This window comes from uncultured Tenacibaculum sp. (assembly GCF_947504135.1).
Classification (GTDB): Bacteria; Bacteroidota; Bacteroidia; order Flavobacteriales; family Flavobacteriaceae; genus Polaribacter.
Genome location: NZ_CANNGG010000003.1, coordinates 164,874 through 183,288, shown reverse-complemented (window position 1 = coordinate 183,288; position 18,415 = coordinate 164,874). Strand labels below are relative to the sequence as shown.

At 32.3% G+C, this 18,415-nt stretch carries 20 protein-coding genes and 2 pseudogenes; 7 read left to right on the top strand and 15 right to left on the bottom strand.

The window, feature by feature from the left end:
* Window positions 1-4 precede the first annotated feature (4 nt).
* From Q0663_RS07110 to Q0663_RS07060, 11 genes are all read right to left on the bottom strand, one after another.
* Window positions 5-268 (bottom strand): hypothetical protein, encoded by a 264-nt coding sequence (locus tag Q0663_RS07110; protein WP_299008700.1) that lies wholly within the window; start codon window positions 266-268, stop codon window positions 5-7.
* Window positions 265-426, bottom strand: a complete 162-nt coding sequence (locus tag Q0663_RS07105; protein ID WP_299008699.1) for a hypothetical protein — start codon at window positions 424-426, stop codon at window positions 265-267. The genes Q0663_RS07110 and Q0663_RS07105 overlap by 4 nt, the downstream gene beginning before the upstream one ends.
* The gene (locus Q0663_RS07100; protein ID WP_299008697.1) at window positions 413-901 is read right to left on the bottom strand and encodes a hypothetical protein; all 489 of its coding nucleotides are present in this window, start codon (window positions 899-901) and stop codon (window positions 413-415) included. Before Q0663_RS07100 ends, Q0663_RS07105 begins: the two co-directional genes overlap by 14 nt.
* The gene (locus tag Q0663_RS07095; protein WP_299008694.1) at window positions 894-1,277 is read right to left on the bottom strand and encodes a hypothetical protein; all 384 of its coding nucleotides are present in this window, start codon (window positions 1,275-1,277) and stop codon (window positions 894-896) included. Before Q0663_RS07095 ends, Q0663_RS07100 begins: the two co-directional genes overlap by 8 nt.
* Before the next feature lie 37 nt (window positions 1,278-1,314).
* Window positions 1,315-2,016 carry a hypothetical protein gene (locus Q0663_RS07090; RefSeq protein WP_299008692.1) on the bottom strand — a complete coding sequence of 234 codons (702 nt, stop codon included), beginning with the start codon at window positions 2,014-2,016 and terminating at the stop codon, window positions 1,315-1,317.
* A 20-nt stretch (window positions 2,017-2,036) separates the two neighbouring features.
* On the bottom strand, window positions 2,037-2,777 hold the full coding sequence (locus Q0663_RS07085; protein ID WP_299008689.1) for a hypothetical protein: 741 nt from the start codon (window positions 2,775-2,777) through the stop codon (window positions 2,037-2,039).
* A 101-nt stretch (window positions 2,778-2,878) separates the two neighbouring features.
* A complete protein-coding gene (locus Q0663_RS07080) occupies window positions 2,879-3,616 on the bottom strand; it encodes a hypothetical protein (protein WP_299008687.1) in 738 nt (245 codons plus the stop codon).
* A gap of 556 nt (window positions 3,617-4,172) precedes the next feature.
* A complete protein-coding gene (locus Q0663_RS07075; RefSeq protein WP_299008685.1) occupies window positions 4,173-4,904 on the bottom strand; it encodes a hypothetical protein in 732 nt (243 codons plus the stop codon).
* Between the two features lie 26 nt (window positions 4,905-4,930).
* On the bottom strand, window positions 4,931-5,746 hold the full coding sequence (locus Q0663_RS07070) for a hypothetical protein (RefSeq protein ID WP_299008683.1): 816 nt from the start codon (window positions 5,744-5,746) through the stop codon (window positions 4,931-4,933).
* A gap of 10 nt (window positions 5,747-5,756) precedes the next feature.
* Window positions 5,757-8,447: a hypothetical protein gene (locus Q0663_RS07065; protein ID WP_299008682.1), complete on the bottom strand. Its 2,691-nt coding sequence runs from the start codon at window positions 8,445-8,447 to the stop codon at window positions 5,757-5,759.
* 23 nt (window positions 8,448-8,470) lie between these two features.
* A complete protein-coding gene (locus Q0663_RS07060; protein WP_299008680.1) occupies window positions 8,471-9,823 on the bottom strand; it encodes a hypothetical protein in 1,353 nt (450 codons plus the stop codon).
* A gap of 205 nt (window positions 9,824-10,028) precedes the next feature.
* Between Q0663_RS07060 and Q0663_RS07055 the strand changes: the two are divergent.
* Window positions 10,029-10,745 (top strand): annotated as a pseudogene (locus Q0663_RS07055) (YWFCY domain-containing protein); the annotation flags it as partial.
* A gap of 377 nt (window positions 10,746-11,122) precedes the next feature.
* Window positions 11,123-11,656: pseudogene (locus Q0663_RS07050) on the top strand (calcineurin-like phosphoesterase C-terminal domain-containing protein); the annotation flags it as partial.
* Between the two features lie 45 nt (window positions 11,657-11,701).
* Here Q0663_RS07050 and Q0663_RS07045 read toward each other — a convergent pair.
* Entirely contained in the window at window positions 11,702-12,058 is a 357-nt protein-coding gene (locus Q0663_RS07045) for a helix-turn-helix domain-containing protein (protein ID WP_299008679.1), read from the bottom strand.
* Between the two features lie 112 nt (window positions 12,059-12,170).
* On the opposite strand from Q0663_RS07045, the gene Q0663_RS07040 reads away from it, so the two are divergent.
* The 3 genes from Q0663_RS07040 (at window position 12,171) to ygiD (ending at window position 14,242) form a co-directional block, all read left to right on the top strand.
* A complete protein-coding gene (locus Q0663_RS07040) occupies window positions 12,171-12,683 on the top strand; it encodes an NAD(P)H-dependent oxidoreductase (protein WP_299008677.1) in 513 nt (170 codons plus the stop codon).
* Between the two features lie 19 nt (window positions 12,684-12,702).
* On the top strand, window positions 12,703-13,278 hold the full coding sequence (locus Q0663_RS07035; protein ID WP_299008676.1) for a YceI family protein: 576 nt from the start codon (window positions 12,703-12,705) through the stop codon (window positions 13,276-13,278).
* 133 nt (window positions 13,279-13,411) lie between these two features.
* Window positions 13,412-14,242, top strand: coding sequence for a 4,5-DOPA dioxygenase extradiol (ygiD, locus tag Q0663_RS07030; protein WP_299009639.1), 831 nt, complete (start codon window positions 13,412-13,414; stop codon window positions 14,240-14,242).
* Window positions 14,243-14,311: 69 nt separating this feature from the next.
* Here the strand turns inward: ygiD and Q0663_RS07025 are convergent, their stop codons facing one another.
* Genes Q0663_RS07025 through Q0663_RS07015 form a run of 3 tightly spaced genes read right to left on the bottom strand, consistent with a single transcriptional unit; the run spans window position 14,312 to window position 16,057 of the window.
* On the bottom strand, window positions 14,312-14,737 hold the full coding sequence (locus tag Q0663_RS07025) for a DUF2147 domain-containing protein (RefSeq protein WP_299008673.1): 426 nt from the start codon (window positions 14,735-14,737) through the stop codon (window positions 14,312-14,314).
* A 50-nt stretch (window positions 14,738-14,787) separates the two neighbouring features.
* Window positions 14,788-15,315 carry an HAD family hydrolase gene (locus Q0663_RS07020; protein ID WP_299008670.1) on the bottom strand — a complete coding sequence of 176 codons (528 nt, stop codon included), beginning with the start codon at window positions 15,313-15,315 and terminating at the stop codon, window positions 14,788-14,790.
* Entirely contained in the window at window positions 15,299-16,057 is a 759-nt protein-coding gene (locus tag Q0663_RS07015; protein WP_299008667.1) for a Rossmann-like and DUF2520 domain-containing protein, read from the bottom strand. The genes Q0663_RS07020 and Q0663_RS07015 overlap by 17 nt, the downstream gene beginning before the upstream one ends.
* A gap of 153 nt (window positions 16,058-16,210) precedes the next feature.
* Here Q0663_RS07015 and Q0663_RS07010 point away from each other — a divergent pair, with 153 nt between their 5' ends.
* Both Q0663_RS07010 and bshB1 read left to right on the top strand, forming a co-directional pair.
* On the top strand, window positions 16,211-17,620 hold the full coding sequence (locus Q0663_RS07010) for an MATE family efflux transporter (RefSeq protein ID WP_299008664.1): 1,410 nt from the start codon (window positions 16,211-16,213) through the stop codon (window positions 17,618-17,620).
* A gap of 76 nt (window positions 17,621-17,696) precedes the next feature.
* Window positions 17,697-18,413 carry a bacillithiol biosynthesis deacetylase BshB1 gene (bshB1, locus tag Q0663_RS07005; RefSeq protein WP_299008662.1) on the top strand — a complete coding sequence of 239 codons (717 nt, stop codon included), beginning with the start codon at window positions 17,697-17,699 and terminating at the stop codon, window positions 18,411-18,413.
* Window positions 18,414-18,415: the final 2 nt, after the last annotated feature.

Below are 18,415 nucleotides of genomic sequence, written 5' to 3'. Positions count from 1 at the left end.
GTTTTTAATAATTCAATTCGTTAATTTCATCTATGCATCCTTTTATAAGTGCTAGTAAACTAGGGTATTCATAGTTTTTTGTATAACTTATATTTGAAGCATCACCTAAACAGAACTTACCATTTACCCATCGTAAGGTGTTACAATCGTTTTGTCCAAGCCATAGTTCACTGTCTTCCCACCATTCAAAAATGATGTCATCAGTACAAGAATGAAATCCTAAAATTACTTCATATTTAAAGTTATTAGCTGCAATATATAGATTCACCAACTCTTCAATAATGATTTGTTAACTCCAAAAAAAGTTGCTTTATGCTTAAATATTTCTAACTCCTTTTGGGTAGCAGGAATGGTATCACTTCTATATTTTTCAGAAAGTGCGTGCAATAATGCCTCTATTTCATTTTGTATATTACTCGTTCTCATAACTCATATGTTCACCAAGAGTATTTACACAGGGCTTTAACCATTGCTGCATTTCAGAACTCTTTTTTAAATACTGTTTTGGGTCTATTCCTACTGTACTTATATCAATGTGGTGTATAAATTTTACATCGAGAGCTGTTTCTAAAGCAGGTATCATAAGTGGGAATTTTGTATAAGATGCTAATTTTGGCCACAGTATTAGTCTGCGGTATTTAAGTTGTTGTGATTCTACCGATAATCCACTTTCGCGCCATTGCGCTAAAAAAAGTCGGTCTTTTCGTTCTAGTTGCACAACCCAGTATCCAGCAATGGAAATATTTAATGTAAGCTTTAAATATTCAGGTTTAAGTTGGTTGCGGCTGTAAAGCCAATGCTCGATATTTACGGTGCTCATAGTGAGTGTCATGCCCCAATAGTCCTTATTATATTTAAGGTTTAAGGATGAAAGCCAGTTTTCGAATGCTTCTTTACTCATGGTTTTTTGGGTTGTTGTTTTTTAGATAAATGGTGTCAAGATTACGAGTAGCACCTTTTTTAGCGCCACCGCCTCTAGAATCGTGATACATAATGTACGTTGTTTTATAGCCTTCTTTTTTAATTGGAATTTTATAAGCAACTGTAGAAGCTTCCATTATCAACATCTCTGAAAGCAAAAATTTGGAATAGCGTTTTTCTGGAAGATAAAAATACCCACTGCTATCCGTTGTTGTTTCCCCAACTGTACAATTTACAATAGGGTGTTTTTGTGTATTAACTATTGTTCCATAGAGTGCATGCTGTTCCAGTCTGGATATACAACTAGAGAGTGTTGCTAAAAGTACGGCTATGGCGATTGTTTTATTGCTAGTCATTTGTTTTTTTATAAATTATTCTGATTTTCAAAATTCCTTAATATATAATACCCTTATCAGCCTCTATATAGGCACAAATTTTTTCAAAGTTTAGCCATTGGTGCCGTTTGCCATCATCGTCAATGATGCTTTCTAACAACGCTGGTTTAATCACACTTTTATAAGACAGCGCCTTTTTATCCTGCCAATGACAATTTTTTAGGGCTTGGTAATTTGATATTTGAAACCCCCAATAATCATCAGTAAGCAGTAAATTGGTATATAGTTTTTTGGCTCTTATGCTACCATGATTGTAATAGGCTATAAAGTTATTTGCAACGTGAATGTTTTCTTCAACATAAATTTCACTACCTGAGCAAATAATGTTTTTGGCTCGTAGATTTCCTAACACCACTAATGTGGTATTAATGTCTATTTCGGCATTAATCAAAAGTGTATTTACTATTAAATCACCATGAATAACCAATGCGTTTTCTGAAATGGCGTCGAGATCCAACTTGTCAAGAACAGCATCGCGATTGTAATACAATGCTGTAGGTTCTGGAGTTTCAAAAGTTGAAAGACTAGTGGTGACATCTTGCTTATTTTCGTCAGAAAGCAAGCTTGTCATTTCACGAAACATATCTTCCATTTCTTTTCTTGCTTTAGGACTACTGTTATGCTTATAATCTTCAACCAACGACAGTATGGGAAAGTCGGGGATTTTTTCTGCTAGTTTTACAAGACTCTCTGTCGTCATTCTGTTTATTCTCTTGCTGATTAATAATAATCCTTTAAATTTCGTCTTCCACGATTTTCAGAATGAAGAAACTTGCCTTTATGAGTAAATTCATAGGTAGCAACATCTTGTTTATCGGTGCGATTATTTGTTGGGTCTCTGTAATAATTTTTATTAGGATTTCCAATTTTATACATGATATTAATCTTACTTAAAAGTGAAAGCGTTGGTTGGTAAATTTTAATACCAACAATGGTGTCGCCTTGTTGTTTGTAGCTTTTTTGCTGATGAAGGTTGAGGGCTTCTGTAGCTAGCTTGGGTAATAATTTTAAATTAATTGAATCTAAAGGAAACAAGCTGCTTTTATAATTTTGGGTTTCAGTGCTATCAGTATCTGAAAAATGAAATAACTCTAGTTTTAGTTGTGTGTTGCTATATGTATGTGGATACCTATTAAGATAAGGCGAAGTAAGATACCTGCTATATATGGCTGATATTTGAGTAGTTGAATCTTTGGTATCGAAATAAATTTCCCAAAACCAGGGTTTTGGGGCCATATCGTTTGTAAGAGATGTGTTTCCTTTAACATCGCCTATGGCACTCAATAGGTTTTCTATTTTTTTAATGTCTGTTTCTTTAAAGATGTTAAGAGGTTCTTTTTTCTCTAAATTAGAAGTGCTTTCTTCAGAGGTTGATACTTTTGTTTTTGCGTTTTTACCATCGCTACAGCTACTTAAAAGTATCACGAAAAAAAGTAGATAGATATGTTTTATTGTATTCATTTAAATTGATTTTATTAATCTTTAATACGTGCATTTTTGTAATTATAAAAGAATTCCAACAGGTTCTGCATCGCAGATGGTTGGTTTGTGTATGTATTATTTTAATTCATACAATGTCCATCAAGTATATCTTGTACGCTAGGATTATAGGCATTTCTTTTAGTGGAAAAAAAGATCGTTTCATTGTTTTGGGTTACACATGGGGTTAGTGCACAAAAATTGTTTAATGCTTTATTGAGGTATATTTTTATTTCTGAACTAAAAGTGAGGTTTTCAAGTGCATCAATATTAGTTAAACGACTATTGCTAGCCACTAATAATTGTTTTACAGAGTTTAGCATATCTAATCCGTTTACATTAGTCAAGTTTGGATTGCCAATTATAGAAAGCTGATTACCGACTGACACCACGTTTTTAAGCCCAGCAATACTGGAAAGTCTTGGGTTGTCATTAATGTTTAAGGTTTCTGCAACCTCTGATACATATTCTAGTCCGTCTAACGACATCAGCTCAAGATTGTTGTGTATTTGCAGGTTTTTTAAGGTTTTAATTTGTTCTAACCCGTGAAGCGATTTTAAGGCATCATTATAATGTATAAGGAGGCTACCTTGTACGTGTTCTAAATGCGCTAATTCACTTAAATCTTCAACATCATCTGTATAGTGAATGACGAGGTTTCCACTAATAGATGTATAGTTTTTTAAATCAGGGTTGTTTAAATCTGCTTGAGAGCGGATTTCTAAGTCACCTTCTAAATGGCTATCTATTTTTTTTATTGGGTCGTCATCACTGCACGCTAATAGCGCAATAACGATTAAAAAAAAGGAGAGTTTCTTCATTTTTTAAATACTAATATTTTATAATCAAATATAAAAGTATCAGAATAGTTACAGCTCCCTGAAAATAGGGATATTTACATTGGGTTAAGTGTAGTCGTATTGGTACGTTTATCAATTTTAACGGGGCTGTTGTAAATTTGGGTTATATTTTGCTCGTATTGTAGCGATACGTCATATAGACCTACGCTAGACCAGAGCCATAACATAGTATCAAAATTATATTCATACATCTGTTTACTGGCTTTTACCCGTATGTTGTTAACTTCCTGTTCTGAAATTTCGTTTTTCTGAACTTTGATTATCGTAAAGGAAAAGATGTTAATAGCTTTAGAATTCATCAGTCATTTTGTTTATTAGCTCTCCTCGCTCATTATAATTCTTAACAGTATTACTACGATTACCATTTTTATACTTGCTTAAAAAATATTTTGCTTTGTTGTTCCATCCTGCCAGTATGCAATTTTTTTAGAGAACGAAGTTTTTTTGTTTTTCAAAGAGTGGTAATAAGTGTTTCTATTTGATAGTGTGCTATTTTCACGATAAAACTCCTCTACGGTTAGTATACTCTAATTTTTTTTTGAGTTTCTACTTTTTTATAAGTCAATACATCTCTAGTATCATATTGAAGTGTAGTTACTATTCTTTCGTTAGAAGTATCTTTTATATTATATATTTGGGTTAAAATTAAATCGCCATTTTTGTTATATTCTTTTAAAGTTGATTGGTTGGTTTTTCTCTCTTTTATCTGAATCACTGTTGTGCTGTCTGATAATTTTGTTTCTATAAAAATTTTATTTCTTTTATATTTCCATATAGATTTTGCTAGAAGCTGTTGAGATGGCGAATATTCTTCAGCATATTGTTCTAATCCTTTTTTAAAAATGGTTTTATTACTTAGGTTACCGTCGTGGAATATTTTGGAAGTTCCGTTATAACACCCATTAGAAATTTGATGAATACTTTGCGAATTTTTATCGTAAACCATGTTTAGCTTTTTATTAAGTTCTCCTTTTTTATTGATATAAAATATTAACTCTCCCTCTGTGTTATCCAAAAGGTCTGAAAGTCTAGTAATGTAATGCCCTTCGTTTAAAGCGCTTCCGTTTTTTTTGGTTACAGAGAAACACATTTTTTTTTCGTGGATAGTCCAATTTAATTCTCCTATAGGGATTACGGTATTGTGTTGAGAAATTGCACTATGACAGTAAACAATTAAACATGTATCGGTAATACAACCAAGTGCTGTTATGATGCTGAAAAGTATGTTTTTTATTAAGGTTGAAACCATTGTCTGAATAGAATATTAGAGACCGCCTATATTTTTAATCGCTCTCTTGTTTTTTGCTTAAAATCCCTTTGCCAAGAATTTAAATTAAAATGATACCGTTCTTGAAAGGATGTTGTTTCCCTTTGCATCATTAATGCGTAGTTTTGTTCCATTGTTAAGGCTTTGTCAATGTCTCCTATGTTAATGAGTTCTGTGATGATTTCGCGAATTATCTCATAAATTTTATTTTCTTTCATACCACCAAAATGGAGGTCAAAAATTTTCCTATTTTTAATGAGCGGATGCTGCTTAAGTTCATCAATAGGATTCAAATTTTTTAGTTTGTACAAGGCGTATTCAGATGGGTTTTGTATGGACCAATTAGATAAAACAGCGTTTATGATACTTTTTTGAAATTCTAGTTGGTTACCAGCTCTTTCATATAATAAGCCCAGTTTATACCAGTTCTCACTATATTCACCCAAAACATCAGTGCTTTGTTTGTAAAACGCTAATGCCTTTTCTGTATGACCTTGTTTTAATTGATTATCGCCTTTTTTTATCAGATTTATAACAAAGGCGTCGTCATTTATTTCTTCTTCACCCCAGTCGTAATCGTTTAACTGATACCATTCTAAAAATTTATTCAGACAAGAAAACCTTGGTATTATGAGTCCTTCATCATGCACTAATTCACAAATAATGGGTTCTTGATGTTCTTTTCCAAACTCCCAATACAAGCCAAAATAATCACCATTGCCAAAACTGGCTTCTTTAAATTTTTGAAAACCGTTTGGAGGGAAAGGACCTGTTTCTATATTATTGATAAGAGTAATTTTATTGATGTTTTTAGGTAGTTTCATGGTATTGGAGTTACTTAATGTTTTCGTAAAGATTTATATTTAAAAGGTCATATCCACTAACTTTTAAATTATAACCTCTGAACGATAATACTCTCTCTTTATAATCTTTATAAAGTTTTGGGTTAATCTCTGCACTAAACAATAGTTGTAGGTCTTCGTTGAATGTTTTGAGAGAAATGGACTGTTTTTGTTTGCTTAATTGAAAATATTTCTCCGATGGAAATCTGCTATAGCTTTTTATCCAAATGCTGCCTTCTTGTAATTTTCCGTCTTTAAACACAGCTTTGTATTTGGGCTTATTGTTGAGGTACTGAATAACCTCACCTTGTAATACATTGTTTATTTCGGAATAGGATAGCAGTTTATTATCATTCAAATCATAAACAGTAACCTGTTTTGTTGCTTTATCTTTATGGATGGTAATGGTTTTAATGGTTTGGTAGGTATTGTTATGTGTTTTTACACCTGTATGGTTTGTTTCTTTAACAATATTCCCGTTTTTATATACCTTTTCATCGTTAAATCTATTAACCGTAACACCTTCAAATGGCTTGTCGTTTTTATAGAGTAGACGATAGGTTTTATTGGTTTTCTCATTATAGCTTGTAGCATAACCTTCACGTTTACCGTTTTTGTATAATACTTTTGAAATCTCTTTACCTTTTTTATTGTATTTAATAGTATAACCGTCAAGCATACTGTGTTTATAGTTTTCTTCTTTTTGCTTAACTCTTTTCCACTCATAAGAGGGTCGAATGCCTCCCCATGTAATGAATTTTCCATGTTTTTCTCCATTTTTATAATACCCTTGTTCACGGATGGTTTTTTCATCTCCTGTATAATCTATATAAATACCGTGTTTTTTCCCATCTTTGACTTGAATTTTTCTATTGTTTTTATAATCATACACTGTACCAGACCAAGGTTTCCCATTTTTAAAAATAGCCTTTCCTATTACAGTATCTTTTTTGGAGTAAAAAATTGATTCTCCGTTGGCAGTAACATCTTCACGAAGTACATTTTTATAAGCTTTTAGGTTTCTGTCATACACTCGCTGATACCGTTTTCCAGCAATGAATTGCCCGTTTTTTTGCGTGTTAACTTCTTTAATATCGTTAGAATTTTCATAAAACTCATAGAGCGTACCTGTTTTGGTTTGATAGTTAAATTCTGAAATTTTCTCGCCATTTTTATTAAAAAAGATGCCTTTTTCTTTTTTTTCAGTAGCAGGATTAAAAAACAATTCATATTGTTTGTTACCATTGCTATAATAAAACGTGTGCTTTAAGGGTTCTTCGTTTTCGTTATAGCGTATATGTTGCTTAAAACGCTTATTTTTTATATAATTAAAGGTTGTTTTTTGTGTTTTTTTATAGTTGTTAAAGGTTGTTTTACCTGCAATACGTTGATTAAGGTCTGGAGTCACCAAAGTTCCTTCAATAGGTATTGGTATGTATTCGCCAGTTTCTAGCCTATCTACAATGAACTTTCCTTTTTTTAAACCAACTTTTAAGGTTGCAATGGGATTACCAAGGGTATCGTGGTAGGTAATTACAGAATCTTTTAGGGTAGAGAATAACTTTCTAGAGTTTATATAAGGTATGGTTGCCTTTACAGGGAAGCTATTTTTATAGGTGATAATTTGATTGTATTTATTACGAATGGTACCATTTAATTCGTTGTCTTTTTGGGTAAACTCACCAATTTTTTTGCCGTTATCGGTATAGCTGATGATTTTAACAATCTCAAAATCCTCATAAAAATTTTCACGAATTAATACGCCTCCATTATATTCTTCAACCTTTATAAGGTACTCACTATCGTATGTTTCTATTTTTTCAATTGTTTTTCCGTCTGGGTAGAATGTATAGCGTTTTCCGTGATAATAAAGTAATTTGTCCAGCTCACCTTCATATTGCAGTTTGCCCATGACTTTGCCTTTTTCATCATAATAGGTTTTAATTTTTTGAATGGTGTCAAAACTGCTACGTTTTTGTCCGTTTGGATAATAGGCGTGAGCGTACATAGGGTAATCATCTTTAACGGCTATTATTTCTTTAGGACGCAAGGGGTTGTTATAATAACTAACAGTTACGCCATGTTCTTTGCCATTTCTTGGTAGATAATAGGTGCCTAATAGCTTACCCTTAGTATCATAATACATTTTTTTATAGATGTGTCCTTTTTTATAGTAATATTCTTTGCGTGCACCTTTTTTATTGGTATCGTAAAGTATTTGCTTTATTTCATGGTTGTCTTTATAAGTAATTTCACGAATATTATAAATACAATCATCATCAGCACCAGCTTCTTTAATTTGTGCTACTTCAGGGGTGACCTTTTGAGCAGGCTTATCGTCACATTCGTCATATCTATAATAGGAGCTCACACCGTTTAGCTTATTGTTTTTATAGGTTTGCATTTGCATGATTCTACCATCATCATCATACCAAGTAGCTGTACCTTCAAAATGCACGGAATCTTTAAATTTTGAAAGCCCAGTCATTTGTAAGTTACCGTTTATATGGTAATCATTCATGCGGTATAGGTTGCGCTTTTCTTTTTTTGCTGGTGGTCTGTAAAAATGGGCTTTGTCTTTTGTAGTTTTGTTCCATCCACCATCAAACCATAAGGTGTCTTGTTGTGCAAAAGCGGTGGCAGTAAAAAGTGTTATTAGTAGGGTTGTTATAGGTAATTTCATATATGTAGATTCAAAATAAATAGTTAATTTAATATTGCTATGTTATTTGTATAGAGGTTGTTGTAAAGTTCGTTAAACAGTTTTATAGCCCAAAAATAGCGTTCGGGTTGATTACTTAATATAAGTTCCATCTCATCGTTTTCTTTTGAAAAGAACACCAGATAATCTGCTGAATATGATTTGTAATAAAACATATCAAGACCTACTTTTATGCCTAACATTGGCAGTATGTCTTTTTTGAGGGTTTCTTCATTAAGATGACGTACATAAAACTCAAAAGGTTGGTTAGGGAATTTATGTGCTTCTTCATATGAGCAGGCAGCAAACCTATCGTCGCTTATAATTTTACGAAGTTTTTTAGAATCTATTTGTGGGTAATAAAACTCTAAATTTTCTAGTCCTCTTAAGGTGCGTTCCCACATGAGCTGTAACGGATTATCTGGTTTTAAGAGCAAACTATTGTAATTGCTATTATTGATAAAATGTTGCTGTGTTTCTTGTTGTTTATATTGGCTATCAGTGGCTAGGGTATATTGTATAAAAAGTTCATTCGTCTTGTTTCCGTCCCATAAAAGTGAACTTTCTTCATCCTTGTTTTTGATTTCTATTAAGTAGGTTTTTTTAGGCTTGCTAAAAAGTCGTTTTAATGGACTTCTAAATTCGTCTTTATCGTCCTTCAAAATTTCTACCTGTTCTTCTAAATTATTATAAAACCAGTAACTAGTGCGGTTTTTTAAGAGGTAACTGTTTAAAATTCTAAAAAAGTTGTTATAGCTAATAGACCGGTCTGTAAAAATTCTAGGCACTTTATCTTGTTTTTCATGGTAGAGTAGTGGGAGTAGTTCAAAGGAATCTTTTATAGGAATAGAGGTGTCTTCTATAACATCTGACACCTTAAAATAGGGCTGCTTTAAGCATAAACTGTGTAGCTTTGTTAAATCACTAAAAGCTACGGGTAAAAATACAATATCGTCACCATTAGTATTAATAACCAGCACTTTTTGTTGGTGTGTTTCAAACAATGTGTTTAGGTAATCATAAACAACCGTTTCATCAGACTCTTGGTCATATGCGTCATCATTATACGGTATTTTTTCTTGGTGAAAAAATGTGTAAATATTTAACGCATCACAGTAATCAAACGTATAATCGTTTATATGAATAAATTCTGATTCTTCAAGATTTTCTATAATAAAACAAGTGATTTTTTCAGGACTTGTTAGCTCCCAGTCAGGGTATTCTAACTCAAAGACGCATTTCTTTTTGTTATAAAAAACAGCTTCTAAATCACTCATTAAATCTGGGGTAAAGCTCGATTTAAAAAGTATTTTGCAAATATTGTGTAGTAAACTTAAGTGTTTTCTTTTAGTATCCATTAAATCAACTATTTAATTTCAAAAACAAAAATGAAACAAATAATAGATCTTTATATCCCTGTTTTAAGGGAAAATGATTAAATCTTACTTTTTTGTAATCAATTATAAAAAAGAAGAATAGCTTAACCTTTAAAAGTCAAACAGTTCCAGTTCTAACAAACCATACCCAATAGCTTATATATTATCTCACAAATTTTAATAAAAAATGCAGGGAGAGGATGATTTAAGGGGACTAGCCAAAGTAATGGCTTTTATGCGTGCAGTGAGCGTTATTATTGTCCTAATGCACTTTTACTGGTTTTGCTATGGTTTCTTTGCCGAACATGGTTGGATACTAGGCGTTGTAGACAAGATTCTGACCAATTTAAACAGAACAGCTGGATTGTTTGCTTATACACTTTACACTAAAGTTTTTGCATTGGTATTATTGGCATTGAGTTGTCTAGGGACTAAAGGTATAAAGAATGAAAAGATTACCTGGCGTAAAATTTACAGAACTTTGGGTATAGGTTTTATCCTGTTTTTTTTCAATACCCCATTATTGAATTTATCAATAGAGATAGCCACTTTACTTTATATCCTGACTACCTCTTTCGGTTATATAGCATTATTAATGGCTGGGGTTTGGATGAGTAGACTGCTTTGCAACAATCTAATGAATGATGTATTCAACAACGAAAATGAAAGTTTTATGCAGGAAACCAGATTGATGCAAAATGAGTATTCGGTTAATCTCCCTACCAAATTCTATTATAAAGAAAAGTGGAATGACGGTTGGATTCATGTTATTAATCCGTTTAGGGCAACGATTGTACTAGGAACCCCAGGTTCTGGTAAATCTTATGCTATTGTAAACAACTACATCAAACAGCAGATTGAAAAAGGGTTTAGTATGTATATTTACGATTTAAACTTTGAAGAGCAAGAATTTTCTAATAGAGACAAAACTTTCGAAGCTTCATTTGGGCCTTCATATTATGCTTTTGAATATGGAGATAACCTGTTTTTGGTACTCAACAACAATTTTCCAATAAATAACCGTGAGTATATAGGTAAGTTTGATGAAAATCAATTAACATTTGTATCTAACATAATCAAGAAGTTTGAAAAGAAATATAATTCAATAAAAATTTTCACGCATATTCCTTTAGAGTATACAAGAAATAAAGAAAAGCTTATAGGGTTGATGAACCCTTTCGAAAAGGTTTTGGTTGCTATAGGGCATACGCATACACAGTACCATACTTTTTTAAAAGAAGTCAAAAACCAGCAGTTCATCAGTTAGTAGGAGGAGCGGTTTGTGGTGCCTGGTGGCAAAGAGCACATGACATTCATGGAGTTCCATTTGCTATGATGTATGATGGTGCTCCAAAAGGATATTGGTTTTTAGAGACAGAAGATAGCGACTATCAACTTAACTGTAAAGTTTCAGGAGCACCTATAAAAAAGCAAATGCATTTTTGGGTTCCAGAGAACAAAGAATGGGATACAGAAATAAACATTTTAAATTAGCGTTATGTGTATGCAAATGTGTTTGCAGGAGGAGAAACTACAAAAGTTGAGGCTTCTTTTGATGGTGTAACATGGCAGTCTATGGAGTATCACCAAGGAGTAGCGCCAGAATTAAAAAGATTTTATTTGCTTCAAGAGTTAGGAAGGTATAAAGGGCAAAAATTGTCAAAAATGCCAAAACCAACTACAAAAAGTAAACACTTATGGAGGCTTAAAATGCCTGAAAACCTTTCAACAGGAATGCATTTAATAAGAGTTAGAGTAAAAGATGACTTCTTAAAATTACAATCCGAAGATGTTAGGGTTTATGAAAAGCGTTAGAGAGATTATAAAAGGAGGAACACTAAAATGTTCTTCCTTTTTTACTTATTTCAACGTCATTTCACGATGTTCAATTCCCCAAGCAACCATTACGTCTAAAGCAGTATGTAGTCTCATTCCAGATTCTGTTAATTCATATTCTACAGTAACAGGAGTTGTATCGTAAACGGTACGTTTAATAATTCCATTAGCCTCTAAATCTTTTAATTCTTTAGATAACATTCTTGGAGAAATTTTTCCAATATTACGTTGTAGTTCTTTAAAGCGCATTTTTCTATATAAAAGGCTTCCTATAATAGATAATTTCCACTTTCCACTTATTACGTTTAGAGTATCTCTTAAAGCTAATACATATTGAACAGAGCATCTTTTAAGCTCTTCTATTTTTGTACTTGTTTCCATCTAATGTTAAAGTTGATATACTTTTGTATACTGGTATATTAAAGTATAGTAGTTACTTTTGTATAGCAAATATACATATTTTTGTAGTGTTAAAACAAGTAAATGTAAAATAATGAAACACTTAGTAATTGTAACACATCCGAATATAAAGGAGTTAAAAGTTAATAAGTCTTGGATAAATGAGCTACAACAATACGATGATAAAGTAACTATTCATCAACTATATAATGAGTATCCAGACTTAAATATTGATGTAGTAAAAGAACAAGAATTGTTATTAAACCATGATAGTATTATTATTCAATTTCCGTTACACTGGTTTAATACCCCTTTTTTATTAAAAAAATGGATGGATGAAGTTTTAACCTATGGTTGGGCTTTTGGCCCTGAAGGAGATAAGTTAAAAGGGAAAAAGTTTCGTTTATCTGTATCAACAGGAGGTACTGAAGAAACCTATAATAGTTTCGTATCTTTAGAAGACCTATTAAAATCAGTAACAGTTTCGTTTCAATTTTGTGGATTAGAAATGTTACCATCACATGTGTTTTATGGAGCAAATGACAATCCAGAATTCGAAGACATACAAATAAATTCAAAACAATACGCAGATTTAATTTTACAATAAATAATAAAAACTAGAAACAATGAAAAATTTAAAAAATCCATTAGTGTTTATGTTAATTGCATTCGCAACATTATCATTCACAACCATTACGAAAGAAGTAAAAAAAGTAAATACGAAAGAAAGTAAAGTAGTATGGAAAGGGTATAAAGTAACTGGTTCTCACGAAGGAACTGTTAGTTTACAATCGGGTATATTAAACTTTGAAAAAGATAAATTAGTAGGAGGAGAGTTTATAATAAATATGACTTCTATTGCAGTAACAGATTTATCTGGAGAATACCAAAAAAAGTTAGAAGGACATTTAAAATCAGACGATTTTTTTGGAGTAAATAACCATCCAACTTCAACCTTAGTATTTACAAAAGTAAAAGCAAAAGGGAAAAATTCTTATGAAGTAACTGCTGATTTAACTATTAAAAACAAAACCAATCCTGTAACTTTTGAAATTTCAGTATATGGTAAAAAAGCAACAGCATCGTTAAAAGTAGATAGAGCAAAGTATGACGTAAAATACGGTTCTACTAGCTTTTTTGATGGTTTAAAAGATAAAGCAATATACGACGAGTTTGATTTGGTAGTTGATTTGGTTTTTTAAAACCAATTTAAATTGTATACATATCCTAAATAAAAGTTTAGGATATGTTTTAATATTATAAATAAACAAAAATACCCTTATGAAACGATCAGCGTTTTTACAGTTACTAGGGTTAGCATCAGTAAATTTGAGTATGGGATCATTGAGAGGATTAAAAAAGTTATCAGATAGTTTACCAGTTTCTCAGACAATGCCAGTGTTGTTTTTGGGACATGGTAGTCCTATGAATGCTATTGAAGAAAACGAGTTTACTAGAGGTTTTCAAGATGTTTCAAAAACATTGCCTAAACCTAAGGCTATTATTTGTGTTTCGGCACATTGGTTTACTATAGGAACCAAAGTAACTGCGATGAAAATGCCTAAAACCATTCACGATTTTGGTGGTTTTCCTCAAGAGTTATTTGAACAGCAATATCCTGCAAAAGGAAGCCCAGAGTTAGCTAAAGAAACTAAACAATTATTACACCCTAATTTAGTAGAGTTAGATGAGCATTGGGGATTAGATCATGGTGCTTGGACAGTATTAAAATATTTATTTCCAAAAGCTGATGTGCCCGTAATCCAATTAAGTATTGATTATACCAAAGATGCTAATTACCATTTTGAATTGGCAAAACAACTTACTTCTTTAAGACAAAAAGGAGTGTTGATTATAGGAAGTGGAAATATTGTTCATAATTTACGATTGGTCGACTGGAAGAATTTTGATAAGGATAACTATGGGTATGATTGGGCTATTGAAGCAAGAGCAACGGTTAATAAGTATTTATTAGAAGGAAATTACCAACCTTTAATAGATTATACGAAACAATCAAAAGCTTTTCAGCTTGCAATTCCAACTCCAGATCATTATCTGCCTTTGATTTATAGTTTAGGGTTGCAACAAAAAAATGAAGAGGTTCAGCTTTTTAATGATAAGTTATTAGCGGGGTCTTTAAGTATGACTTCTTTAAAAATAGGTTAGAAGTAAACGTTGTAATAATAAAAAAAACTCTAGCAAATTTGCTAGAGCTTTTTTATAATGAGAATACTGTTATTGCTTTCTATGCCAGTAAGCTGTTCTACCAAAGGCAGAAAAACCAACGTACCCTCTAATTTTAAGTTTGTTTTCTCCGTCTAGTTTTATGTAGCATTTGTATTCTTTACCATTTTTAGGGTCTAATATTTTTCCACCACTCCATTCGTCACCATCTTTAGATAGTCCAGTTAAAATATTCATTCCTAAAATAGGATTGTTTTTTCTGTTGCCGCTGCATTTATCGCAAACAGCTTTTTGACGGTTTTTATCTGTTATTTCAACAATTTTAGCGTAAGCTTTTCCGTCTTTTTTATATACTTCTATTACAGAATCAACCTTATTGGTTTCTTCATCTCGGTTTTCCCATTTTCCGAAAATAGTTTGTGCGCTCATCGATAAGCTAACGGTTGTAAATAATAAAGCAAAAAGTATTTTTTTCATAATTTAAAAGTTTTAATAGTATTTTTATTCTCAAAAAGTATTCCAATTAATTAATCGTATTGTGCATCAAAGTTGCTATCCCATTTTCCTTGTACACGTAATACTTGTTCTATAATATCTCGAGCACAACCATTACCACCAGTTTTATCAGAAATGTATCTTGAAATTTGTTGTATTTCACGAGCTGCATCGTTAGGGCAAGAGGGCATACCAACGAGTTTCATTACAGGATAATCAGGGATATCATCTCCCATGTACACTATGTTTTCTGGGTTTAGTTTATATTTTTCAACCAATTCATTAAACTGTTGAATTTTATCATGAGCTCCTAAATAAACATCGGTAATACCTAAGCCTTCTAAACGTGTACGTACTCCTTCGTTTTTTCCACCAGAGATAATACAAACTCTATAACCAGCTTTTACAGCTGCTTTTAAGGCGTATCCATCTTTAGTATTCATTTGACGTACAAGCTGTCCGTCAGGAAAAACGGTTACAATTCCGTTAGTTAGCACTCCGTCTACATCAAAAATAAAGGTGTCTATTTGAGGTAAGTATTCTTTATAACTCTTTTCCATTTTGTTGGATTGATTTTGTAATAAGTTTATAAATTTCTTGTTGTTCAGCATTTAATAATGCTAAATGGTTTTGAATAGTTTTTTGGTCATTTCTTTTGGCAGGACCTGTTTGTGCAGCCTCAGGACTCAATTCGGTTATTTTTTGAGCTGTTTCCTGAATTAGAGGTAGTAATACTTCAAAAGGAACTTGATATTCGTTGCAAATATCAGCGCCAATTTTATACATATGATTGGTGAAATTGTTTACAAAAACGGCAGCAACATGTAACCGTTTACGTTGCTCTGAGTTGACACGATATACCTTTTTTCCAATAGATTTAGCAAGGGTTTCTAGTAACTGTAAATCTTCTTCGTTTTCAGCTTCTAAACAAAAAGGAATTTCATCAAAGTTCACGTCTTTGTCTTTAGAAAAGCTTTGTAGTAGATAAAAAATACCCTTGCGTCCACTGTTTTGTAACGATTGCATAGCTACACTACCAGAAGTGTGTACAATTAAGCCGTTTTTTTGTTCAATTTTACGAGAAACATCACCAATAGCATCATCAGAAACCGCAATGATATACACATCGGCTTCTGTTAAAAGTTCTATACTATTTGTAATAGGAGTAACTTCTTTTAAATGTTGAATTTGCTCAATATTTCGAGCATACATTTGTACTAACGATACTTCGTCTGTTTTACTAAAAGCATTGGCTAAATGTGTAGCTACATTACCGCCTCCTATAATGGCAACCTTAATCATAGCACGAAGATATTGAAATTAATTAAAATTAATTTTGCATATTTGTGCCATTATGATTGTATAAGTCACCTCAAATAGTAGTGTTGCTTGAGCAACAAATAGTTAGGTCTTACTCTTTGTTAAGACAATTTTATGTATTTATAAAACTTTATAATGACTGATAACAATCAAACATCAAAACAATCTATATTCTCACTTTTTAAAGATGCTGTTTTAGGAAGACAGCAAGATTTTACGACAGGAAGTATTGGTAAAGCAATTTTTGTATTAGCAATTCCGATGATTTTGGAAATGCTGATGGAATCTATTTTTGCTTTGGTAGATATTATTTATGTATCAAGGGTAAGCGTAAATGCTGTAGCTACTGTAGGATTAACAGAATCTGTACTTACGTTAGTATATGCTGTAGCTATAGGGTTAAGTATGGCGGCAACTGCTTTAGTTGCTAGAAGAACAGGGGAGAAGGATTCAGAAGGCGCAAATCAAACAGCGGTACAAGTTGTTTTTTTAGGAGTTTTTATTTCTATTCTCATTAGTATTGTTGGAATTGTATATCCAAGAGAAATACTAGCACTTATGGGAGGTGAGCCTGATTTAATTACTGAAGGTTATGGATATACTCGTGTATTATTGGGCGGAAATATAACAGTAATGTTATTGTTTTTAATCAATGCTGTTTTTAGAGGAGCAGGAAATGCATCCATTGCAATGTGGACGCTGATCTTGTCGAACGGATTAAATATTATACTTGATCCTATTTTTATTTTTGGGTTAGGTCCAATACCTGCATACGGAGTAGAGGGTGCAGCCATAGCAACAACGATTGGAAGAGGGACGGCAGTTATAGCGCAATTAGGAGTATTGTTTTTTGGAGCAGGTAAAATAAAAATAGCGGTTAAAGATTTAGTGGTCAGAGTTTCTGTAATGATAAACTTAATAAAAGTTTCATTAGGAGGAATAGGGCAGTTTATTATCGGAACTTCAAGTTGGGTGTTTTTAATGCGAATTATGTCCGAATTTGGTAGTGAAGTGCTAGCAGGGTATACAATTGCCATTCGAATAATGATGTTTACCTTGATGCCTGCTTGGGGAATGAGTAATGCAGCAGCAACATTGGTAGGTCAAAATTTAGGAGCAGAACAACCTGAGAGAGCAGAGAAGTCTGTTTGGATAACGAGTAAATATTGTGCAATTTTTATGGGAGCAGTCTCATTGATTTATATATTCTTTGCTCCAACTTTTTTAGGATGGTTTTCTGAAAAGACTGAAGTTGTTGAAAATGGAGCTTTGTGTTTGCAAATTATTGCAGCTGGATACATAGCATATGCTTATGGAATGGTTGTAATTCAATCTTTTAATGGTTCAGGAGATACCAAAACACCAACCTATATCAACTTTGTGTGCTTTTGGTTATTTCAATTACCGTTTGCATACGTAATGGCTATTACACTAGATTTTGGCCCTATTGGAGTTTTTTTAGCAATAACTTTAGCAGAAGTTTTAGTTGCAGTTGTTGGTATTTGGATGTTTAAAAAAGGAAAATGGAAAACAGTTCAAGTGTAAACTTCATTTAGTAAATTAGCTGTAATTATTTTAAAGTAAATAATTATAAAAGAATTTGTAGAAAACAGTAAAACAAATGAAACTAGATATATTAGCTTTTGGTGCGCATCCAGATGATGTTGAGTTAGGATGTGCAGCTACCATCGCCAAAGAAATTTCGGAAGGAAAAAAAGTAGGAATAGTTGATTTAACTCGTGGAGAGTTAGGAACAAGAGGTTCAGCCGAGTTGCGTGATAAAGAAGCATCGTTAGCAGCTGACATCTTAGGGGTTTCAGTACGTGAAAACTTAGGTTTTGCAGATGGATTTTTTAAAAATGATAAAGAACATCAATTAGAAATTATTAAAATGATACGTAAGTATCAACCAGAAATAGTGTTGTGTAATGCTATTGATGATCGCCATATTGATCACCCTAAAGGAAGTCAGTTAGTGTCTAATGCTTGTTTTTTAAGTGGCTTACTTAAAATAGCAACAGAGTTAGATGGAGTTCAACAAGAAAAATGGAGACCGAAACAAGTTTATCATTATATACAATGGAAAAACATTGAACCTGATTTTGTGGTAAATGTTACTGGTTTTATGGATAAAAAAATAGGCTCGGTTATGGCATATTCGTCTCAGTTTTTTGACCCGAAAAGTAACGAGCCAGAAACACCAATAACTAGTAAAAACTTTACCGATAGTATAGAGTATAGGGCAAGAGATTTGGGTAGATTAATAGGAGTTGATTTTGCAGAAGGCTTTACATCAGAACGTTACGTGGCAGTAGAAAATTTAAGTAAATTAATTTAAAA